Here is a 15839-nt window from a genome sequence, read left to right on the forward strand (position 1 = left end):
GCTTTCTGCAGGTTTCTCAAGGGGAAATAGGTCCCCTGCGGGAACCGCGAGGGCCCTGTGATGCTTGCGCGCGAAACCTCCCCGCTGAAACAGACCCCGCTGCACGCGCTGCACCTGGCGCGCGGCGCCAAGATGGTGCCGTTCGCCGGCTATGACATGCCGGTGCAATACACCGCCGGCGTGCTCAAGGAGCACCTGCACACCCGCGGCAACGCCGGCCTGTTCGACGTGTCCCACATGGGCCAGCTGGTGCTGAAGGCCAAATCCGGCAATGTCGCTGACGCGGCGCTCGCGCTGGAAAAACTGGTGCCGCAGGACATTGTCGGCATCGCGCCGGGACGGCAGCGCTACGCCCAATTCACCAATGACGACGGCGGGCTGCTCGACGATTTGATGGTCGCGAATTTCGGCGATCATTTGTTCCTGGTGGTCAACGCCGCCTGCAAGGCCGAGGACGAGGCGCATCTGCGTGCGCATCTCTCCGACGCCTGCGAAATCGTGTCGCTGGCCGACCGCGCGCTGATCGCGCTGCAGGGGCCGAAAGCCGAATCGGCGCTGGCCAAACTTTGTGCAGATGTCAGTGCGATGAAATTCATGGACGCCGGTCCGCGCCGCGTCGCCGACATCGACTGTTTCGTCTCGCGCTCCGGCTACACCGGCGAGGACGGTTTCGAGATCTCGGTGCCGGCGGACAAGGCCGAAACCCTTGTCACCGCACTGCTGGACAATCCCGACGTGCTGCCGATCGGGCTCGGCGCGCGGGACAGCCTGCGGCTCGAAGCTGGGCTTTGCCTCTATGGCCATGATATCGACACCACGACGACGCCGATCGAAGGCGCGCTGGAATGGTCGGTGCAGAAGGTCCGCCGCAGCGGCGGCGCCCGCGCCGGCGGTTTTCCGGGCGCCGACAAGATCCTCGCCCAATTCGCGCAAGGCGCCTCCCGCCGCCGCGTCGGCCTGAAGCCTGACGGCCGCGCGCCTGTGCGCGAAGGCGCCGCCCTGTTTGCCGATCCAACCTCGACCGAGCAGATCGGCAAGGTGACGTCGGGCGGCTTCGGCCCGAGCCTCAATGCGCCGGTTGCGATGGGCTATCTGCCGATTTCGCTTTCCGCGCTCGACACCACCGTTTTCGCCGAAGTGCGCGGCCAGCGGCTGCCGCTGAAAGTCGCCGCCACGCCCTTCGTTCCCAATACCTACAAACGCTAAACGCCAGAGGATCTCCATGACGACGCTGTACACGTCCGACCACGAATGGCTCCGCATCGAGGGCGACGTCGCCACGATCGGGATCACCGACTACGCGCAATCGCAGCTCGGCGACGTCGTGTTCGTCGAACTGCCCAAGGTCGGCCGCAGCCTGAAGAAGGCTGAGGCCGCCGCCGTCGTCGAATCCGTCAAGGCCGCCTCCGACGTCTACGCGCCGATCACCGGCGAGGTAATCGAGGTCAACGAAGAGCTCGCTGCCGAGCCCGCGCTGGTCAATTCGGACGCCGGCGGCAAGGCCTGGTTCTTCAAGCTGAAGATTGCAGACAACAGCGAACTCGGCGGCCTGATGGATGAGGCCGCCTACGCCGCCCACACCGCCTAAAGGATCAGCCCAAGGATCAAGCCATGAACGCGCCCTTCAAGCCGATCAACGAAGCCGCCACCGATTTCGTCCGCCGCCACATCGGACCGTCGCCGCGCGACATCAACGCGATGCTGGAGACGGTAGGCGCCGCGAGCCTGCAGGCGCTGATGAACGAGACGCTGCCGGCGTCGATCCGCCAGAAGGCGCCGCTCGACCTCGGCCGCGCGCTGAGCGAGACCGAGGCGCTTTCGCATATGAGCGAGCTCGCCGCGCAGAATCAGGTGTTCACCTCGCTGATCGGCCAGGGCTATTCCGGCACCATCCTGCCGGCGGTGATCCAGCGCAACATCCTGGAAAACCCGGCCTGGTATACCGCCTATACGCCGTACCAGCCCGAGATCAGCCAGGGCCGGCTCGAAGCCCTGTTCAACTTCCAGACCATGGTCTGCGACCTCACCGGCCTCGACGTCGCCAACGCCTCGCTGCTCGACGAGGCGACCGCGGCGGCGGAAGCGATGGCGCTCGCCGAGCGCCACTCGCAGGTCAAGGCCAAGGTGTTCTTCGTCGACAAGGAGGTCCATCCGCAGACGCTTGCGGTGATGCGCACGCGCGCAGCGCCCTTGGGCTGGGCGCTGGTCGTTGGCGATCCCCTGACCGAACTCGACAAGGCCGACGTACTTGGCGCGCTGCTGCAATATCCGGGCACATCGGGCGCGGTGCGCGACCTCAAGCCCGCGATCGCATCGTTGCGCGCCAAGGGCGCGCTTGCGATCGTGGCGGCCGACCTGCTGTCGCTCACGCTGCTCACCTCGCCCGGCGAGCTCGGCGCCGACATCGCAATCGGCTCGGCGCAGCGGTTCGGCGTGCCGATGGGTTATGGCGGGCCGCACGCCGCCTACATGGCGGTGCGCGACACGCTGAAGCGCTCGCTGCCCGGCCGCATCGTCGGCCTCTCGGTGGATTCGCGCGGCGCGCCCGCCTATCGGCTGGCGCTGCAAACCCGCGAGCAGCATATCCGCCGCGAGAAGGCGACCTCGAACATCTGCACTGCGCAGGTGCTGCTCGCCGTGATCGCCTCGATGTATGCGGTGTATCACGGCCCCGAGGGCCTGACCCACATCGCACGCAGCGTGCATCGCCGCGCCACCGTGCTTGCCGCAGGCCTGCGCAAGCTCGGCTTTGCACCTGTGAGCGAAGCGTTCGTCGACACCGTGACCGTCGAGGCTGGCGCAAAGCAGATCGAGATTGTCTCCCGCGCGCTGGCGGAGCGGATCAATCTGCGAATCGGCGCGACCACGCTCGGCATCGCGCTTGACGAGACCACGACGCCGGAGACCGTCGAGGCGGTATGGCGCGTGTTCGGCGGCAAGCTCAGCTATGCCGAGATCGAGGCGGCCGCGCGCGAGGCGCTGCCGAAGGAGCTGCGGCGCACCAGCGCCTTCCTCACCAACCCGGTGTTCAACACGCACCGCTCGGAGACCGAACTGCTGCGCTACATGCGCAAGCTCAGTGATCGCGACCTGGCGCTCGACCGCGCCATGATCCCGCTCGGCTCCTGCACCATGAAGCTCAACGCCACCACCGAGATGATCCCGCTGACCTGGCCGGCGTTCGGCAATCTGCATCCGTTCGCGCCTGCCGATCAGGCCGAGGGCTATCACGCGCTGTTCCAGCGGCTGGAGGCGTGGCTCTGCGACATCACCGGCTATGACGCGGTCTCGCTGCAGCCGAACTCCGGCGCGCAGGGCGAATATGCCGGGCTTCTCGCCATCCGCGGCTATCATCTCGCGCGCGGCGAGCCGCACCGCAAGGTGTGCCTGATCCCCTCCTCCGCCCACGGCACCAATCCGGCCTCGGCCGCGATGGTCGGCATGGACGTCGTGGTGGTGGCCTGCGATGCGCGCGGCGACGTCGATGTCGAGGACCTTCGCGCCAAGGCGCAGAAGCATTCGGCCAATCTCGCTGCCGTCATGATCACCTATCCGTCGACCCACGGCGTGTTCGAGGAGCACATCAGCGAGATCTGCGACATCGTGCATGCGCATGGCGGACAGGTCTATCTCGACGGCGCCAACATGAACGCGCAGGTCGGGCTCTCCCGGCCCGGCGATTACGGCGCCGATGTCAGCCATCTCAATCTGCACAAGACCTTCTGCATCCCGCATGGCGGCGGCGGCCCCGGCATGGGCCCGATCGGCGTCAAGGCGCATCTTGCGCCCTATCTGCCAAGTCATCCTGAGAATCGCCATCCCGCAACTGACGGCACGGTTGCGCACGCCATCGGCCCGGTGTCGGCTGCGCCGTTCGGCTCGGCGTCGATCCTGACCATCTCCTACATCTACATCCTGATGATGGGCGGCGAAGGGCTGACGCGCGCCACGGAGATTGCGATCCTCAACGCGAACTACATCGCCGCGCGGCTGCAGCCCCACTTCCCGGTGCTGTATCGCAACGCCCGTGACCGCGTCGCGCATGAATGCATCGTCGACCCGCGGGCGCTGAAGACGACCAGCGGCGTCACCGTCGACGACATCGCCAAGCGGTTGATCGACTACGGCTTCCATGCGCCGACCATGAGCTTCCCGGTGGCGGGCACGCTGATGATCGAGCCGACGGAATCGGAATCGAAGTTCGAGATCGACCGCTTCTGCGACGCCATGATCGCGATCCGCAATGAAATCGCGGAGATCGAGAAGGGCCGCTGGAAGGTCGAGGCGTCGCCGCTGCGCCACGCGCCGCACACCGTCCATGACATCGCCGACGATGCCTGGAACCGGGCCTACACCCGCACCGAGGGCTGCTTCCCCGCGGGCGTGTCACGTTCCGACAAATACTGGAGCCCGGTCGGCCGCGTCGACAACGTCTATGGCGATCGCAATCTGGTGTGCTCGTGTCCGCCGGTGGAAGATTACGCGCAGGCGGCGGAGTAGCGCTATTGTAGCAACCATTAAACATTCCAATGGGCGCAATTGGGTCGTCCGATCGCGGTTGATGCTGACGCCGTGCTCGCGGCCATCAAGGCATGGCCTGTTGAGGATGAGGATATGGTGACATTTGAGCGAGCCCGGCGAGACTGCGGGGCGAGTGACGGCCCCGCAATGCCGCGGCAGGAGGATTCATGCGCGAGGAATTCTGGTTTCATTTCCCGTTTCGCGTCCGCTATTCCGAGGTCGACGCGCAGGCCGTGGTGTTCAACGCCCACTATCTGACCTATTTCGACACGGCGATCACCGAATATTTTCGCGCGATGGGCTACGATTATCTCGGCGAGGTGGCGCGGACCGGCGTCGACTTTCACACCGTGAAATCGGTCGTCGAATACAAGGCGCCGATCCGGTTCGACGAGGACATCGAGGTCTGCGTGCGGGTCGCACGGATCGGCCGCTCCTCGATCGTGCTTGCGCTCGCGATCTTCGCCAAGGGCTCCGACGACCTTCGCGCCACCGGCGAGATCATCTGGGTTGCCACCGATCAGAAGACGCACCAATCGGTCGCGGTGACCGAGGACTTGCGCGCGCTGATCGCAAGCCGGGAAAAGGCACTGGCGCAGGGGTAAGCGCGGCAGACATGGATCAAACGATCGGACAAGCCGATCAGGTTCCAGCGCCCGCCCGCAGGCTCGTTCAACGCCACGACCAAACGAAACGGGCGCCGAAGACGTCGGCAACTCAACGTCCTCAGCGCCCGCTTGCAGCGAAGTCTTGCAGCCTTACGGCTTACTCCTCAGTCGGCTCTTCGCCCTCGGCGTCGCGCTCGGGCGTGCCGGCGAGGATCTGCTCGGAGATCAGGCCGGAGTTCTGCCGGATCGCGGCTTCGATCTTGGCGGTGATGTCGGGGTTCGCCTTCAGGAAGGCCTTGGAATTCTCGCGTCCCTGGCCGAGCCGCTGGCTGTCATAGGAGAACCAGGCGCCGGACTTCTCGACGATGCCGGCCTTGACGCCGAGGTCGAGGATCTCGCCCATCTTGGAGACGCCCTCGCCATACATGATGTCGAACTCGACCTGCTTGAAGGGTGGCGCCAGCTTGTTCTTCACCACCTTGACGCGGGTGGTGTTGCCGACCACTTCGTCGCGCTCCTTTATCGCGCCGATGCGGCGGATGTCGAGGCGGACCGAGGCATAAAACTTCAGCGCGTTGCCGCCGGTGGTGGTCTCCGGCGAGCCGTACATCACGCCGATCTTCATGCGGATCTGGTTGATGAAGATCACCATGGTGTGGGACTTGTTGATCGAGGCGGTGAGCTTGCGCAGCGCCTGGCTCATCAGGCGCGCCTGCAGGCCCGGCAGCGCATCGCCCATCTCGCCCTCGAGCTCGGCCTTCGGCACCAGCGCCGCGACCGAATCGACCACCAGCACGTCGACCGCACCGGAGCGCACCAGCGTGTCGCAGATTTCCAGCGCCTGCTCGCCGGTGTCCGGCTGCGAAATCAGCAGCTCGTCGATGTTGACGCCGAGCTTGCGCGCATAGACCGGGTCGAGCGCGTGTTCGGCGTCGATGAAAGCGCAGATGCCGCCCTTCTTCTGGCCTTCCGCCACCGTGTGCAGCGCCAGCGTGGTCTTGCCCGAGGACTCCGGCCCGTAGATCTCGACGACGCGGCCCTTCGGCAGCCCGCCGACGCCGAGCGCAATGTCGAGCCCGAGCGATCCCGAAGATATCGTCTCGACATCCATCGAGCGGTCGTTCTTGCCGAGCTTCATCACCGAGCCCTTGCCGAACTGGCGCTCGATCTGGGAGAGCGCGGCTGAGAGGGCCTTGGACTTGTCCATGGAGGATCCTTCGACGATACGCAGGGCAGTAGCAGACATTGGGATGTGCTCCTTATGGCGGGGATTCGCTAGCGGGACAAACGGGTGATGAGATCGGGCGGAATGCGTTTTTGATTGGAACCTCGTACCACGTTTGTTCTATGTTCGCAATATGTTCTTTCTGGCGAATTGGTGCTGGCCTGTTTTATCCCCTGGTGGCCTAATTTGATTTTCGGAGTGGCCTGTTTTGAATTAACCGAGCGGCAACCAATGCTTAGCCGTTGTTCTCGGTAGGACTACTGAGTCGCACATCGGATGTTCTGGCTTTAGCAATTGTTATGGTCCGACAACTGTTCTTCTCCACAGAGGAGAAGTGTTACCGGGGTTCTCCGTGGGTGAACGGAGTTCCTGGCGCCCAAAAGAAAAGGCGAGATACATGCATCACGCTGCCTCGCCTTTTCCCTCGCCCTCCACCTGATCTAACCCGGTCGAGAGACCGCCAAGATAGATCAGTTCGTTTGGACGCATCGCGTATATCTTGGCGAAGGATGCCAGTTTCCGCTTGATCGTGAGCGGCAACATTCAAAGAAGCGGCCCCAGCGAAGGGGCACAAGCCGGGGCCAAGTTGCACTTTGGTCGTCCCAGCGCCCGTCAAGCGCCGGACATGCAATAAGTGCTGCTGAGCGCGCTTCGTTCCTGTCGGGAATTTATGGCCCCGCAAACGTCCCTGATATCTGCAGAATGTGCCAGCGCCTGGCTCAGCCGATCAGAAACCAGCCCACGCCGACGATGAGCGCGACGACCGCGAGACTCGCAAGGCTGTACTCGACACCATTCACGCCAAGCTTCCCGAGCTTCAAGGGAACGGCCCCGGCACTTATCCCGGGGCTAACAGGGCCAACGCGCCGGAGCCGTTCTCCACGCCCATCCAAAGAGCGCTGTGCACGGTACCGGGAAAAAGTGGCAATGCCGAGGGCGCGCTCGGATTACTCCCCAGCCTTTCCTCAAATGGCCCACCCATCGATAAGGGCGGCGCCAAATGAAAAGGGGCCGGTCACGCGGACGGCCCCTCTACCGGAAATCTGAAAATTGCTTCGGGATGAAATCTAGCCCCGGCAGCGAGACAATTAGCGCCGAACGGCGCAAAGGTGGACTCCGTAGAATCCCGGTGATGGCGAGACCAAGAAAAAGGCCCCGGAGCCGTGAAAGCGCCGAGGCCAAGTTTTCCTATGCATCAACGAAAATCGGGGCGTGACACCCGAGATCTCAAATCTAAACATAGCCGTCAGGAATTGCCACTTTTTCCCGGTCGTTCAGAAGTGTCCTAGCCTGCCGTACTGGGTGTCCTAATTGGGACAGCACCGGCAAATCGGTGCTGGCCGGCTTTATCCCCTGGCGGTCCGGTTTGAATCTTGGCGTGGTCCGTTTTGGATTAAGCGAACAGAAACCAAGGCTTGGCCGATGTTCTCAGTAGAACTAATGAGCGGCCATATTCACGGTTCTGGGCATATAAATCTTGATGATGCTCAATCCGTTCTTACGAGAACAAAAGATAGGGCCGTCCGTGACCGGGATGGACCGAACGGCCCCAGCCAGCCCGTAGTACCAAAATGGAAGAATGGGCCGACACTCCCAGTTACGGGACATCAGGCAACTGGTTGCGCGAGAGGCGTTGCTGAGCCCTTTGACCGAGTGGCTGAGTCTCCAGGATTAAGATCGCCCAGCGAGAAACTAACCCACGATAACTTGGTTATAGCGCATCACCGGCACGATTTTGGGCGTCGGTGGCTGAGAGACCTACCGGGCTCCCGCCTTTCATTGGAATGGGAGCGCACGCCATGTGTGCGAAGTGTGTCGAGTTGGACGAAAGAAGCGTCCATTACGCAGCGCTCGCCCGGACGATCACGGATCGGCAGACCGTCGACGGCATGGCGCAGTTAATTGCAGAGCACGAAGCCCAGAAGCGCAAGCTGCATCCGGAGCCGAAAGAGTAAGACCGCCCTCGGCTGGCGGACGCGCTTCGTTCCTGTTTTCAATTGATAGCCCCGCAAACGTCTCTGATATCCGCAGATTGTGCCAACGAGAGAAGCGGCGCTCTTTTTGGCGACCGGCCTGTGAACCTTTCGTTGCTCCGGCAAGACCGACCATCACCGGGATTTTGTTCGTACCCTCTCGGGGCTAGAGCCCAGCGCCGTCTGCAAGATTTTCAAGCGGGCGGCGTTGTGCTGTCCGGTGTCCTTCGATCACTCGAAACGGCCCCGGCGCGCGGGCTAGCGGGATACGCGCCGGGGCCGCCCCCTTGGGCGCTCCGTCCGGAGAGCGCAATTCACTGTATCGGGAAAAAGTGGCAACGGAGCCCGCCCTCGTGGATTACCTCATTTTGACAAGTGTCCTAATTTCCCGCTGCGCGGAACATCCCGTCTTTCTATCCGTTGATTATTCATCACCGCACCGCCCGTGGGCATCGACCGGTGATGAGATCGCCCGGTTAGCGCTCCCGCCCAACGCCAGCAGGGTGCAGCGCCATGCAGAAGCGGCGTCGTTCCAGGCACGCGCAATCACTGCAAGAACGTCTTGCCGACGAGGCCATGCGCCAGCAGCCGGCACGCTTCCCCCGATCCACCAAAGAGATCCTGCTGAGGAAGGCGCGGCATGACGAGACCACCGCTCACTTGACGGAGTGGCTGATGTCCCGGGGTTTGCGGATGCCCCTCTAGATCAGGGAGGACGATCATGCAGGCGAACCACCACCATATCGATGGCGTGGAGGTTGCCTTTGTCTGCGCTGCGGCGGTGTCGCTGGTGGCCCTGTTCGTCAGCGTGGCCTGGCTCTTGCTGCGGTGACATCCAGCTCGACATCCAGCCGGGGAACGCGGACGGCCGCCAACGCGGCGGGCTGTTCTGCGCTGCCTCATTCCTCGCTTCGACGATCCAAACGAAAAGGGCCCCGGCGAGGGGGACCCGCCGAGGCCAAAGCAACTCAGTCACTCGATTCTAGACCTCAAACCGACACTTTGCTGGGTGCGTTTGGAGTACCGGAGTCATACGGACCAAAGATGTGAACCTTGCGCCCTGCTCGTCCGTAGCTGTCCAGGTCAGGATTTTGCCAACCCTCCTGGGGCTAGAACCAACGCCGCCCGTCGTATTTCAATGCGGGCGGCGTTGCGCATTTTTCGGCCATGGAGCAGCAATCCGAGGAACGAACCGGAACCTGGAGAGTCGGTTCTCAAGCTCCCGGCCTTAGCCCCCAAGCCCACCGGGAGTAGCGATCCCCGGCGCTGTGAAACCTCCGGCGCCCGGGGATCGTTGGTTGGCCGATGCAATCTTCAACAGGAAATGACGAATGCGATGACCGGTCGGGACCAGGCAATTGGCTGACGAAAGCCGCCTGCTCCACATGGCTCGCCCCATGACGTGCTTGTCCCAAGATAAACGACCCCAGCGCGGGGGCCACGCTGAGGCCGGGCTTCCCACATCGCCCGGTGCCGTCGGCGGACAGCAACCGAACCTGTGACAACTGGGCGCTGCCCAAGTCGGTTCCTGTTCAGCGCACGTCGTCCGCATATATTTCAAGCGGGCAGCGTTGTGCCGGAAGACACGCCGAGGCCGGAAAGGCACGAAAGCTATCCCGCTTCCGAGCGTCCTGATCCGAAGAAATCGATGTCCTGACCGGGACAGCGCCGGCGGAAAACCAGAACCTGCGCCCGGCCATCCTGACGGCTATCGCCGCCCCTGCTCCGACCGGAGTCCCCGGTTCATGCGGCTGACGAACCCCGTCTGGAAACGCGGGCATCCAGCGATGGCCGGCCGCATTTCCGTAGTTCTCCGGGCGAGAACAAAGTTCCTGCGACGGATGGCCACACACACGCCGCGCGTCGCTCGGATAATCAACAAGTTACCGGCAGGCCCGACGGTGCCGGATAACGGGTTTGGCACAATCTGCATAATACCTTAGTACCTCTCCTGACCCCCGAAAAAACTACGTAGCCTTCAGGAAGACTCAAGGTTCCGCTCAGTGTTCGTAATATTGGCGCATCCAGCCGGCGCAACCTGCGCGTCGCGAGGCAGGCGATGCGGCTGGCGGACGGATCCTCTTCCAGGGTCCACAGAGCTGGCTCCGCAAATTCGGACAGTAGCTTGAGTGGATTTTCTGCCTGACAGCGGCGAGGATTCTTGCCGCGAATCAGGAGCGAAGATGACGAAGAAGAGCCGCCGGATGCATTCTCCGGCATTCAAGGCGAAGGTTGCTTTGGCTGCGGTCAAAGGCGACAAGACGCTGGCGGAGCTGGCGCAACTGTTTGATGTTCATCCGAACCAGATCACGATCTGGAAAAACCAGCTCCTGGAAGGCGCCGCCGGCGTGTTTGGGCATGACAAGGCGTCGGCCGAGACGCCGGTCGATTTGAAGGCGTTACATGCCAAGATCGGCGAGCTGGCGTTGGAAAACGATTTTTTGTCCGGCGCGCTCACCAAGGCGGGCCTGCTGAGCGCAAAGCGATGATCGACCGCGGTCATGATCTTTCTATCGTGCGCCAGGCGAAGGTCCTGAAGCTGGCTCGCAGCACGGTCTACTATGAACCTCGGCCAGTTTCGGCCGAGGACCTTGCCTTGATGCGTCGGCTCGATGAGCTGCATCTCGATTATCCCTTCGCGGGAGCGCGTATGCAGCGATCGTTGCTGCGGCGGGAGGGCGTATACGCCGGTCGCCGCCACATCGCGACGCTGATGAAGCGCATGGGGATCGAGGCGGTCTATCGTCGCCCGAACACGAGTAAGCCGGCACCGGGTCACAAGATCTACCCGTACCTGTTGCGCGGATTGAAGATCGAGCGGCCCGACCAGGCGTGGGCAATGGACATCACCTACATTCCGATGCGGCGTGGCTTCGTCTATCTCGCGGCGGTCGTCGATGTGTTCAGCCGACGGGTCCTGGCCCATCGCGTCTCGATCACAATGGAGGCGGCCTTCTGCGTCGAAGCGGTCCAGGAGGCGTTGGCGAAGCACGGCAGGCCCGAGATTTTCAACACGGACCAGGGCAGCCAGTTCACCAGCCTCGAGTTCACCGATGTGCTGCTGGACGCGAAGATCGCCATCAGCATGGACGGCAAGGGCGCCTGGCGCGACAACGTGTTTGTCGAGCGGCTCTGGCGCACGGTCAAATACGAAGAAGTTTATCTCCGCGCCTACGACAGCGTGTCCGAGGCGCGAGCGTCAATTGCCAAGTATCTGGCCTTCTACAATCAGGGACGCCCTCACTCGAGCCTTGACGGGCGCACGCCCGACGAGGCTTACTTCGGCACGCAAGCTATGGTGATCGCCGCATGACCGTCGCCGACGATTTTGTCGTCGCTCTGGTCGGGCTACGCCCTCCCGACGCAACGACAAAATCGTAAGGCCCCGCGTTCAGCATAACCCGGCAGGAATCCACTTAAATCCCGCGGGGCGCTGTCCAAACAACCGGCGCCAGCTCTCACAACGAAGAGCGAATGGGCGCGATGCACATTACCGTTTGACGGGCATTTGTTATTGATACAACTTTCAGTTTAAGATTCGAAGACCGCCTTTCAATTGCGGAACCGGTCCAGATGATCCACAGGGGCGTCGAATTCAGTGTCACGCAGCTGGTGGCCGGCGTCTGGAGATGGCGCTTCCAGATCGGCGATCGGATCTTCACGGGCAAGACCGAGGCGAAACTCGACCTGCTGGCAATCCGCCGGGTGCAGCTGCGGATCGACCGCGAGCTGAACAAGGTCGGGCGGGGACGGACCCGCGGACGCAGCGATTCCGATTGAGGCGCAGTCTATCCGGCAAGCGCCGGATGATTGTCTTGACGCGTTTTCTTCACGCGAACCGGCGTCGAAAACGCTCTAATCCGCGCTGGCCAGCCGCCGCATCGTGAACTCGATGTCGCCGCCAGGCAGCTCACGCCAGCTCTCGACGGCGCTCATATAGGCCGCCTTCGGATAGCGCTTGAGAAAGTCACGCGCCCGCAGGCGGGCCTGATCCCGCGGCAGGCTGAAGGTCTCGCGCAGATAGCCGTCATCCGGCTTGCGCCGCTCGGCCATCCGGCTGGCAAGATCGCGCGGACGAAACACCATTGCCGCAACTCCGGACCAACTGACGACGCCCCAATATAGGCACCGCGTCAGGAGATTCCGAGTCTGCGGGAGATGGACTAGGCCCGGCCCGAACCGGCGCTACTGGCTGCGCTGCGCCGAGCTTGCGGGCTGCGCGGAGCTTCCGGTCTTGGTCTTCGGCTTGGCGGGATGGGCCGCCGCCTTCGGCGCGTCGCTGCGCACGACCCCCCAGGGATCGGACGATCCCTTGGCGTCGGGAATCTTGCTGAGCGAATCCTTGTAGGCCTTGTCGTTGACCGCGTCCCGATCCTTCTCCTCCTGGGTCTTGCTTTTGACCTCGGGCATCAGGTTGACGTTCGGCATTTGCGCATAGGCCGGCGCCGACAGCAGCACCGCAACCGCAACCGCGCACAAAACTCTCATAGCAACGCTCCTTGCATTTTCGGCAGCGGTATATCACCGCAAGAAAGCCGCCGCCAAGCGCGCCTACTCCTGCCCTAGAGATGGTCTGACTTGCAGGATTTCGGCGACTGCATCCAGTCGTCCCAGATCGGACCGCAGCGCGTGCAACCGCTCAGCGCAAGCCCGATCGCAATCACGCCGCCCAGCATCGCCAACCTGCGGAACATGTATGCCCCCACCACTGACGAGGGGCAATTGGGCTATAGAACTGGGGCATTTTCAAGCCGGGCACGGCGCTTGCAGCGCCGCGCACGCGCGTCGGAGAGCAGCGCCCGCGTGCCGGAGCGCCTCGTACGCGCGTCGGTTTGACCGGGCGGCCGCGCAAATTACACTGCGCAACAAAGCAGAAAAGGAATCGATCAAATGACTTTGGCGATGAGCTGGGACGAATGGACGCGGCACGACGGAACGGCGCTCGCCGAGCGCGTCCGGAACGGCGAGCTGACGCCGCGGGAGCTAGCGTCCCAGGCCGCCGCCGCCATCGCCAAGGTCGATCCCGCGCTGTCGGGCGTGGTCGAGCTGTTCGACGACGTGATCGCCGATCCCGCACGCGACGGCGCCGATCTCAACGGACCGTTCGCCGGCCTGCCCTTCCTGATGAAGGATCTCGGCCCGACCTTGAAGGGACGGCTGCAGGAGATGGGCTCGCTGATGATGCGCGGCAATCGCGCGGCGGCGGATACCTTCCTGACGACGAAGCTGCGCAAGGCCGGCCTCAATCTGATCGGCCGCACCACCACGCCGGAGTTCGGGGTCTGCAGCTCGGCCGAAAACCCCGCCGTGTATGTCACGCGCAATCCCTGGAACACCGACTACACCACCTGCGGCTCGTCCGCCGGCAGCGCGGCGATGGTTGCCGCCGGCGCCGTGCCGATCGCGCATGCGACCGACGGCGGCGGCTCGATCCGGATTCCCGCCGGCGTCAACGGCAATATCGGATTGAAAGTGTCGCGCGGCGTGTTCTCGCTCGCGCCGCATCTGTCCGATCTCACAGGGCTGGTCTCGATCCAGGGCTGCCAGTCGCGCACGGTGCGCGACACCGCTGTCTTCGTCGATGCCTGCCGCGGCCCGGCGCCCGGCGAATTCATGCCGTTCTGGACGTCGCCGGAGCCGTACACGGCAATGATTGCGCGCGATCCCGGCCGGCTCAGGATCGCGCTGTCGCACAGCTGGGGCGACTATCGCGCGACGCCGCATATCACAGCCGAGCTCGCGCGGGTCGGACGCTTCCTCGAGGGCCTCGGCCATCAGGTCGATTACGCACTGCCATCGATCGACTATCAAGAAGCCTTCGCAGCTCAGACCACCTGCTACATCAGCAATTTCGCCGTTGTGATCAGCAACATGCTCGCCGCACGCGGACTTGAGCGGCCGCCGGCGGAGTTAATCGAGCCGATCAATATCCGGATCTGGGAGCATGGCAGGCACTTTAGCTTCGCCGATCGCGCCCGCATGCAGGCAACCTTCAACACGACGGCGCGCGGCTTCGGCGCCTTCTTCGAGGATTGGGACATCATCCTGACGCCGATCACGGCGCTGCCGACGCCAAAGGTCGGCACCACGGAATATCTCACCATCAGCGACAATCCGTCGGTGCTGGACTGGTTCGGCAATCTCTGGCGCAACTTCGCCTTCACGCCGCTTGCCAATCTGTGCGGCATCCCGGCGATCTCGCTGCCGCTTGCAACCAACGAGCACGGCCTGCCGCTCGGCATCCAGGCGATCGGAAAGCAGGCCGATGACGGGCTTCTGCTGCAGCTCGCCGCCCAGATCGAACGGGCCATCGACGGCAAGTGGAATGACGGCAAGCGGCCTGGCGTGCATGTCACAGGCAACTGGGGTGCGGCCCCATAACTTTTGGGGCGCAGCGGACATCAGCCAAGGGACCATCCCGGCTCAAATCCGTCGAAAACGACCTGGGCGGGCACCGAACAGAGCGCCGGCTATTTTTCACCGATGATCATGGAGTTGCCACCTGGAAGGTCGCGAACCATCGTCTTTGCGAACCCGGCCGAACGCATCCAGCCGGTGCAATCCGTCGCCGTATATCCAAACCCTCCCGCCGTCCAAAGGAGCATGTTGAGAGAGGAGAGCAGGCCGGTTGTGCTTGTGCGCCGGTCGTCGTCGATCAGCATATCATAGACGATGACAGCTCCACCTTTCCGGATCGCTTGATACGCCTTGTCCAGCAACATCTTCTTGGCTTCAAGGTCCCAATTGTGGAGGACGCGACCCAACACAATGACATCGGCCTGAGGGAGCGGATCCTTGAAGAAATCGCCTCCCACGAAACTCGCCCTGTCAGCGACGTTGCGTTCGACCGCGTACTCCTCGAATGCCGAGCGCAGAATCGGAAGATCGAATCCGATCGCGCGGACGTGAGGATGCGCCACAGCAACCTGGACCGGTAGGCATCCTTGAGCGGTGCCGACATCGCAAAGTGTCTGATAGTTCTCCCAGGGGAACTGGTGAGCGATACCTTGAGCGGCGAGCAAGCTGCCGGACGTCATTGCAGTGACGAAGGTCCGGAATCTCGCTGCGTCATTGTACAATGACCCGAAGTGATCCTGGCCATGCGTTTCGGCCGCCGGGTTGCCGGTCTGTAGCGACTGCGTCAGCGATCCCCATAAGGCGTATTCGCGGCGGTTGTACTGATCGAAGCTGGCGCCGAGATAAGTCGGCTTCGCTCGGTCGAGATAAAAATCGCTCTCCTCGGTATTGCGATATCGCCCTTTGTCGTCTCGCGTCAGCAGACCAGTCGCGACGAGTGCATCGAAGAAGTCGCGAGCCGCGCGACCGTGAACCTGAATGCGGCTGGCAAGATCCCCCGCATCGAGCGGGCTGGTTGCGAGTTCCGAAAAAACTCCGAGTTCGACCGCGCTCAGTAAAACTTTCGCCTGTCGATAGGCGCTACCGATCTCGAAAAGCCGATCGGTACGCGGATGCTCGCGGGTCATGGGGATATTTCTCCTGTCTCGGTGCATT

Annotated in this window: 13 protein-coding genes; 8 read left to right on the top strand and 5 right to left on the bottom strand. The window is 63.1% G+C overall.

From position 1 onward, the window contains the following. Positions 1-60 precede the first annotated feature (60 nt). From gcvT to HAP48_RS46455, 4 genes are all read left to right on the top strand, one after another. The gene (gene gcvT / locus HAP48_RS46440; RefSeq protein WP_166207064.1) at positions 61-1206 is read left to right on the top strand and encodes a glycine cleavage system aminomethyltransferase GcvT; all 1146 of its coding nucleotides are present in this window, start codon (positions 61-63) and stop codon (positions 1204-1206) included. Positions 1207-1222: 16 nt separating this feature from the next. After that, complete coding sequence (gene gcvH / locus HAP48_RS46445) at positions 1223-1588, top strand: glycine cleavage system protein GcvH (RefSeq protein ID WP_166207067.1); 366 nt, start codon at positions 1223-1225, stop codon at positions 1586-1588. Positions 1589-1611: 23 nt separating this feature from the next. Further along, entirely contained in the window at positions 1612-4500 is a 2889-nt protein-coding gene (gene gcvP / locus HAP48_RS46450) for an aminomethyl-transferring glycine dehydrogenase (protein WP_166207070.1), read from the top strand. A 188-nt stretch (positions 4501-4688) separates the two neighbouring features. Next, on the top strand, positions 4689-5126 hold the full coding sequence (locus HAP48_RS46455) for an acyl-CoA thioesterase (protein ID WP_166207073.1): 438 nt from the start codon (positions 4689-4691) through the stop codon (positions 5124-5126). 160 nt (positions 5127-5286) lie between these two features. Here HAP48_RS46455 and recA read toward each other — a convergent pair whose 3' ends face one another. Beyond that, positions 5287-6375: a recombinase RecA gene (gene recA, locus HAP48_RS46460; protein ID WP_166207076.1), complete on the bottom strand. Its 1089-nt coding sequence runs from the start codon at positions 6373-6375 to the stop codon at positions 5287-5289. A 1778-nt stretch (positions 6376-8153) separates the two neighbouring features. On the opposite strand from recA, the gene HAP48_RS46465 reads away from it, so the two are divergent. From HAP48_RS46465 to HAP48_RS46475, 3 genes are all read left to right on the top strand, one after another. Further along, positions 8154-8309, top strand: coding sequence for a hypothetical protein (locus HAP48_RS46465; RefSeq protein WP_166207079.1), 156 nt, complete (start codon positions 8154-8156; stop codon positions 8307-8309). 2201 nt (positions 8310-10510) lie between these two features. Beyond that, positions 10511-11640, top strand: a protein-coding gene (locus HAP48_RS46470) for an IS3-like element ISRj2 family transposase (RefSeq protein WP_166206328.1) whose coding sequence is annotated in 2 segments (ribosomal slippage) — positions 10511-10763 and positions 10763-11640 — 1131 coding nt in all. Because the reading frame shifts where the segments join, the coding sequence is not laid out codon by codon here. A gap of 260 nt (positions 11641-11900) precedes the next feature. Continuing rightward, the gene (locus HAP48_RS46475) at positions 11901-12107 is read left to right on the top strand and encodes a hypothetical protein (RefSeq protein WP_166207082.1); all 207 of its coding nucleotides are present in this window, start codon (positions 11901-11903) and stop codon (positions 12105-12107) included. A 75-nt stretch (positions 12108-12182) separates the two neighbouring features. Here the strand turns inward: HAP48_RS46475 and HAP48_RS46480 are convergent, their stop codons facing one another. The 3 genes from HAP48_RS46480 to HAP48_RS46490 all read right to left on the bottom strand — a co-directional run bounded on the left by HAP48_RS46480 (position 12183) and on the right by HAP48_RS46490 (position 13021). Further along, complete coding sequence (locus HAP48_RS46480) at positions 12183-12413, bottom strand: hypothetical protein (RefSeq protein ID WP_166207085.1); 231 nt, start codon at positions 12411-12413, stop codon at positions 12183-12185. Positions 12414-12512: 99 nt separating this feature from the next. Next, complete coding sequence (locus HAP48_RS46485; RefSeq protein ID WP_166207088.1) at positions 12513-12815, bottom strand: hypothetical protein; 303 nt, start codon at positions 12813-12815, stop codon at positions 12513-12515. A gap of 74 nt (positions 12816-12889) precedes the next feature. Next, positions 12890-13021 (bottom strand): peptidylprolyl isomerase, encoded by a 132-nt coding sequence (locus tag HAP48_RS46490; RefSeq protein ID WP_166207091.1) that lies wholly within the window; start codon positions 13019-13021, stop codon positions 12890-12892. Positions 13022-13217: 196 nt separating this feature from the next. Here HAP48_RS46490 and HAP48_RS46495 point away from each other — a divergent pair, with 196 nt between their 5' ends. Beyond that, the gene (locus tag HAP48_RS46495; RefSeq protein ID WP_166207094.1) at positions 13218-14708 is read left to right on the top strand and encodes an amidase; all 1491 of its coding nucleotides are present in this window, start codon (positions 13218-13220) and stop codon (positions 14706-14708) included. Positions 14709-14797: 89 nt separating this feature from the next. On the opposite strand, the gene HAP48_RS46500 is transcribed toward HAP48_RS46495, so the two are convergent. After that, positions 14798-15811, bottom strand: coding sequence for a methyltransferase (locus tag HAP48_RS46500; protein ID WP_166207097.1), 1014 nt, complete (start codon positions 15809-15811; stop codon positions 14798-14800). Between the last annotated feature and the right edge of the window lie 28 nt (positions 15812-15839).

Origin of the sequence: Bradyrhizobium septentrionale, assembly GCF_011516645.4 — a bacterium.
Lineage (GTDB): Bacteria > Pseudomonadota > Alphaproteobacteria > Rhizobiales > Xanthobacteraceae > Bradyrhizobium > Bradyrhizobium septentrionale.